Origin of the sequence: Flavobacterium bizetiae, from assembly GCF_902804475.1 — a bacterium.
GTDB classification, from domain to species: domain Bacteria; phylum Bacteroidota; class Bacteroidia; order Flavobacteriales; family Flavobacteriaceae; genus Flavobacterium; species Flavobacterium bizetiae.
Genome location: NZ_CADCSU010000049.1, coordinates 1 through 6,121 on the forward strand (window position 1 = coordinate 1; position 6,121 = coordinate 6,121).

General features: G+C 33.9%; 6 protein-coding genes. 5 read left to right on the plus strand and 1 reads right to left on the minus strand.

The genetic code is table 11. From position 1 onward, the window contains the following. Positions 1–85: 85 nt before the first annotated feature. The gene (pepE, locus tag FLACOL7796_RS04545; RefSeq protein ID WP_173969647.1) at positions 86–793 is read right to left on the minus strand and encodes a dipeptidase PepE; all 708 of its coding nucleotides are present in this window, start codon (positions 791–793) and stop codon (positions 86–88) included. A gap of 164 nt (positions 794–957) precedes the next feature. Between pepE and FLACOL7796_RS04550 the strand changes: the two genes are divergently transcribed. The 5 genes from FLACOL7796_RS04550 to FLACOL7796_RS04570 all read left to right on the plus strand — a co-directional run bounded on the left by FLACOL7796_RS04550 (position 958) and on the right by FLACOL7796_RS04570 (position 5,995). Continuing rightward, a complete protein-coding gene (locus FLACOL7796_RS04550) occupies positions 958–1,725 on the plus strand; it encodes a hypothetical protein (RefSeq protein WP_232067293.1) in 768 nt (255 codons plus the stop codon). Next, a complete protein-coding gene (locus FLACOL7796_RS04555) occupies positions 1,712–2,440 on the plus strand; it encodes a carboxypeptidase-like regulatory domain-containing protein (protein WP_232067294.1) in 729 nt (242 codons plus the stop codon). Before FLACOL7796_RS04550 ends, FLACOL7796_RS04555 begins: the two co-directional genes overlap by 14 nt. Next, positions 2,430–3,188 (plus strand): hypothetical protein, encoded by a 759-nt coding sequence (locus FLACOL7796_RS04560; protein ID WP_173969648.1) that lies wholly within the window; start codon positions 2,430–2,432, stop codon positions 3,186–3,188. The genes FLACOL7796_RS04555 and FLACOL7796_RS04560 overlap by 11 nt, the downstream gene beginning before the upstream one ends. Continuing rightward, on the plus strand, positions 3,185–3,691 hold the full coding sequence (locus tag FLACOL7796_RS04565) for a DUF6702 family protein (protein WP_173969649.1): 507 nt from the start codon (positions 3,185–3,187) through the stop codon (positions 3,689–3,691). The genes FLACOL7796_RS04560 and FLACOL7796_RS04565 overlap by 4 nt, the downstream gene beginning before the upstream one ends. A gap of 66 nt (positions 3,692–3,757) precedes the next feature. Then, complete coding sequence (locus tag FLACOL7796_RS04570) at positions 3,758–5,995, plus strand: M1 family metallopeptidase (RefSeq protein WP_173969650.1); 2,238 nt, start codon at positions 3,758–3,760, stop codon at positions 5,993–5,995. Positions 5,996–6,121 lie beyond the last annotated feature (126 nt).

A 6,121-nucleotide genomic window follows, 5' to 3' on the forward strand; every position in this document is an offset into this window, starting at 1 on the left:
TTCCAATATTTTTTAAATTCCAAATTCCAAGTTTGAAACGATTCACAACAGATTTGGAATTTGGAATTTAAAAAATATTGAAATTTTATTTTAAGTTGCTTAAATCGCTTTCTGTTTCTAATTCTACCGGATTTTCATTTTGTAAAAATAAACGAGCAGACAAGTTTCCTTTCAAAGTAATTTTTTCTCCTTTTACTTCAAGCCAGCTTCCTTCTCTTAAACCTAAAACCGGAATAGCATTAAAAGCATGAAACTCTTTAATTCTTGTTTCGCGCGTTTCTCCCATATGTTTCGATTGCGTATCAGGATCTAAATAATGCGGATTTAAGTTAAAAGGAATTAATCCTAAAGTCTGAAAACTTGGTGGGTAAATAATAGGCATGTCATTTGTAGTTTGCATCGATAAACCGCAAATGTTTGATCCTGCACTGGTTCCTAAATAAGGCGTTCCGTTTTTTACCGTTTCAGCAAGAACTTGCATGATATTGTGCTTGTACAATTGTGTAACCAATAAAAAAGTGTTTCCTCCTCCGGTAAAAATCCCTTCAGCATTTTTTATGGCATCATCGGCATTGTCGAATTCGTGAATTCCTTTAACCGAAATGTTTATTGATGCAAAAGCTGTTGAAACTTTGCTGGTATATTCGTCGTGCGAAATGCCTCCCGGACGGGCAAAAGGTATAAATAAGATGCTTTTGCAATCCTTAAAATGCGATTGTAAAGTAGGTAATAAGTACTCTAAATAGCTGCCTTCGTGAAGAGTAGAAGTGCTTGCAATAATAATGCTTTTCATAAAATTTAAACTCAGATTGTTTAGGTTAAAGATATTAAAAAGTCTGTTTTTAGAGGTGGTAAACAAACTTTAATTAACATATTTTTACCATGTTCTTAATACTAAATTTGCAATACATTAAGATATTTTTACAGCTTTAAGAAAATCTCTAAATTTTTGTCATTTTGATTCATAAGGCTATATGTGTTTTGATGTTGGTTGCAGGGCAGGCTGCTTGGTCTCAGGCTGAAGACAGAACTGTTCTAAACGGACGAATAACGGCAAATAGTGCCGATTTAGAAGGTGTTTATGTAATTAATGCGCAAACAGAAGTTATGGCCGCAACTAATGATTTAGGGGCTTTTTCGATTCTGGCAAAACCGGGTGATGAACTTGTTTTTTCATCCATACAATTCAAAGAAAATAGAGTTTTGCTTCAACCTGAAAATTTTTGTGATGTTACCTTTTCAGTTCGGCTGAATGTGATAATGCATCAATTGCAGGAGGTTGTTGTTAAGAATTATAATGGTATAAATGCCGTTGCTTTAGGGATTATTCCAAGTGGTCAGAAAACGTATACAGAAGCTGAAAGAAAATTACATACCGCAACAGCCTTAAATGCTACTGCAAATGCAGGGAGTATGGCTGGAGGTTCGGTTTCTGCAGATCCTTTATTGAATTTTTTCTCCGGTCGTACCGCAATGCTTAAAAAAGAAGTTGCTGTCGAGAAAAAAGAGTTTTTTATGAAACTTTTAGAACGTATGTTTAGCCTCGATCATTTTATTGACCGATTGAAAATTCCGGCAGAATACGTAAAAGGTTTTGAATATTATGCAGTCGAAAATGATAAATTCACAGTAATTTTGAATTCTAAAAACAGAACGTCAACTGAGTTTTTGTTAGGAGAATTAGCTGTAAAATACAAAGAAATAATTGCACGTGAGAATAAGTAACATTTTACAAATAATCCTTTTTTTATTGATTGTTCAGGTTGGGTTTGGGCAAAACAACACTTCAAAAGAAATTACCGGACAAATATTTGAGCAATCAACGAATGTCGAGGGGGTAAATATTATCAATAATACAACCCAGGTTACTGCTGTTTCAGATGCGGGCGGAATGTTTTCTATTGTAGTAAAGGAAGGTGATGTTTTGGTTTTTTCGTCTGTTAATCTCGATCCTTTTAAACGCCGGATTACAATGGAGGATTTAAAATCAGGCTCTATTGTGGTTAAAATGAACGCCAAAGAGATCGAATTGAAAGAAGTAATTGTAAATGAAAATGCCAATGTCACGGCCGAAAATTTAGGTATAATTCCGTACGGTCAAAAAAAATATACTCCTGCCGAAAGAAAAGTCTATACTGCAACTTCAACTTCTGTGGATAAGTTACTTAACGCAATTTCAGGCCGCACTGCGATGCTTAAAAAAGAGGTGAATGTCGAGAAAAAAGAGGCACTTTTCAGGAAAATCGAATATCTTTTTGAGGAGAATTATTATACAGAAAGATTAAGGATTCCGGTGGCTGACATCAAAGGATTTCAATTATATTGTGTAGATGATGCTGAATTTGCCGTATCTTTGGATACTAAGAACAAAACGATGAGTATGTTTTTAATAACAGATTTAGCAAGGAAATATCTAACAATTCTCGAAAATGAAAAATAAACTAGGAATACTCGTTGTGTGCTTATTTTGCCAGATTGCACTGGGACAAAATAATTCAAGGAAGCCACTACATGGACAAGTTGTGAATGATTCTATAACTCTTGAAAGTGGTTATGTAATGAATTTAAATGCCAATATCAGAACTTTTATTAGTTCAAACGGTTTGTTTGATATTATGGCAAAGCCAAAAGATACTTTGCTGATTACAAGTATGGCTTTTCAATCTAAAAAAATTGTTTTAACAGAGAAAAATTGTGCCGACAGACTTTTTCTGGTACAAATGGATTTGGTAAGCAATCAATTAAAAGAGATTGTCGTTCATAAAGATTTAAAAGTAAAAGCATTTGATAAAAATAGTCAGGCTATAGTAGATACTAAATTTGTTGACGATGAGAAATCGTCTCCTAAAAACAAATTTATCTATGATGGTACAATAGAAAATGGAGTTGATTTTGTGCGAATATTTAAAGACGCAAGAAAATTAATGAAAAAGAAAGATGCTGATGTAGTGCCTGAGGAAGAAGCAAGTGATTTTGCTTTTACGATGTATGCAAAAGCTAATTTTACTCCTGATTTTTATACCGATACATTAAAACTTAAAAAAGAAGAAGTAGATATCTTTTTACTGTTTTGTGCTGTCGATCCTGAATCTAAAAAACATTTAAAACAAGAAGAAAAGTTTGAACTAATGGATTTTTTAATTACTAAAAGCCAGGAATTCAAAAAAGTGGATGTTGCCCGAAAATGAAAAATAGATTAATTTATCCTTTACTGGGAATATTGTTTTTATCGCTTACAGCGTTTTCATTCCATAAATTTTATATGGGAGTTTTTCAGGTCAATTATGCGGCCGAAAAGAAAATGATTCAGATTACTTCCCGAATTTTTATCGATGATTTGAATAACGGGATGGAAAAGAAATACCATCAAAAAACATTTGTAGGTACTGATAAAGAAACTCAGGCGGATATCGACTTGTTGAAAAAATATCTTGCTGAAAATTTTTCTATAAAAATAAACGGCCAGTCAAAACCTATTACTTTTTTATCAAAAGAAGTAGAATCAAACGACGTTTTAGTTTGTTATTCCAGGATAAAAGACATTGATAAATTTAAAACAATCGAAATAACTAATACTATTTTGGTCGATTGGAATGCTGAACAGCAAAATATTACACATATTTCAGCATTTGGCACTAAAAAGAGTGTTCTTTTTACAGAATCTTCAAGGAAAGAATTGTTAAAGTACTAAATAATAGTTAAAATTATTATTTTAATTGTTATTTTCACACCCTGATAAAATTACCATTAAAAATTTATGAAAAAACTTTCATTATTCTTGATTTTTCCTGCAATCCTATTCGCTCAGGAAAAAACAACTACCCCAAAACAACAAGGAAAGTACGATACTAACAAATTCAGCCAGATGTATGATTTGTTAGCGACGCCTAATATGTTTCGTACAGCATCGGGAGCACCAGGCCCGGCATATTATCAGCAACAGGCAGATTATAAAATCGATATCGAATTAGACGATAAAAATTCAAAAATAAATGGTTCTGAAGTTATTACATACTCTAACAATTCGCCGGATAGTTTAGAGTATTTATGGATTCAGTTAGATCAAAATCAGGCAAAGCCAAAAACGCAGACTTCTTTGGCTGAAAGCGAAAAAATTAATCAGGTTTTACCACTTGAAGGTTTTTCAAGCAAATACTTAAAGAAAGATCTGGAACGCGGTTTTAATATAGAATATGTAAAAGATTCGAAAGGAAGCCCGATGTCCTACACTATCAACGAAACCATGATGCGTATTAATCTTGTAACACCTCTAAAGCCGGGAGAGAAAATTTCAATGGCTATAAAATGGTGGTACAATGTTAACAACTACAGAAAAGAAGGCGGGCGTTCAGGTTATGAATTTTTTGAAAAAGACGGAAATAAATTATACGTAATTGCGCAGTTTTATCCAAGAATGGCTGTTTATAATGATGTCGAAGGATGGCAGAATATGCAGTTTTGGGGAAGCGGAGAATTTGCTTTACCCTTTGGAAACTTTGACGTAAATATTACAGTTCCTGCAGATCACGTAATTGATGCTACAGGAGAATTAACCAACAGAAGTGAAGTTTTTACACCAGAACAGGTAAAACGTTACGAACAAGCTCAAAAATCATTTGATAAACCTGTTGTAATTGTAACGCAGGCAGAAGCTGAAGCGGCTGAAAAAGGATTCTCTGAAAAGAAAAAAACATGGAAATTCAGTGCAAAAAATGTACGTGATTTCGGGATTGCTTCTTCAAGAAAATTCATTTACGATGCAATGGCTGTAAAGATTGGTAACAGAGTAGTTATGGCAGAATCTGTTTATCCAAAAGAAGCAAATCCGCTTTGGGGAGAAACATCAACAATGGTTGTTGCACATACCTTAAAAAGTTATTCATCACATACATTCGATTATCCTTATCCAAAAGCAGTATCAGTTTCTGCAGAAGATCAGGGTATGGAATACCCAATGATTTGTTGGAATTTTGGTCGTCCGGATGAAAATGGATTTACAAGCAAAGAAGTTAAAAACGGAATGATTGGTGTTGTAATTCACGAAGTAGGACACACTTTCTTCCCGATGATTGTAAACTCAGATGAGCGTCAATGGAGCTGGATGGACGAAGGTTTAAACTCTTTCTTAGAATATTTAGCAGAGCAGGAATGGGATTCTAATTTCCCGTCAAGACGTGGTCCTGCAAAAAATATCGTTCCTTATATGAGTGGCGATCAAAAGTTTTTAGAGCCAATCATGTCTAACTCAGAAACGATTCATCAATTTGGGAATAACGCTTACGGAAAACCGGCTACAGGACTTAATATTTTAAGAGAAGTAGTAATGGGAAGAGAACTGTTTGATTATGCTTTTAAAACATACGCCAACAGATGGAAGTTCAAGCATCCAACTCCTGAAGATTTCTTTAGAACTATGGAAGATGCTTCCGCTGTAGATTTAGACTGGTTTTTTAGAGGATGGTTTTACTCAACAGATTTTGTAGATATTGGTATCAAAGATGTAAAACAATATTATGTTTCAGAAACTCCAACAGCCGATCTTAAAGATGTAAAAGTGAGAAAAGGAAGATTTGGTTTCGAAAAAGGACCATTTGTTTATTTAGTTGCCGGCGACAATGCAGAGGTAAGTAATGCGAACAAAAAAGCCTTAAAAGTAGAAGATGTAAAATCATTGGCTGATTACGTAAGTCAAACCTTTACAACTCAGGAAAAAGAAGAACTTAAATCGCCTAAATATTTCTATGAAGTAGAGTATAACAAACCAGGCGGAATGATTATGCCAATCCTTGTAGAGATTACTTACGAAGACGGTACAAAAGATAATTATCAATATCCGGCGCAAATCTGGAGAAAAAATAATGATACCGCAAAGAAAGTTTATGCAACTTCAAAAGCGATAAAAAGCATTCAGATAGATCCAAAACTACTAACAGCTGATATTGATGTAACTAACAATTCATGGCCAAAAGTAGAGGTAAAATCTAAATTTGATTAATAACATACCTAAAAGACTCTGAAAAGAGCTACCGTCTGGACACATCTCTAAAGAGTATCCAACCTTGCATGACTGAATTGAATTTTTGCAGGCCAATCCAAAAAGTTGTGATGCCAGGTTTTCTTT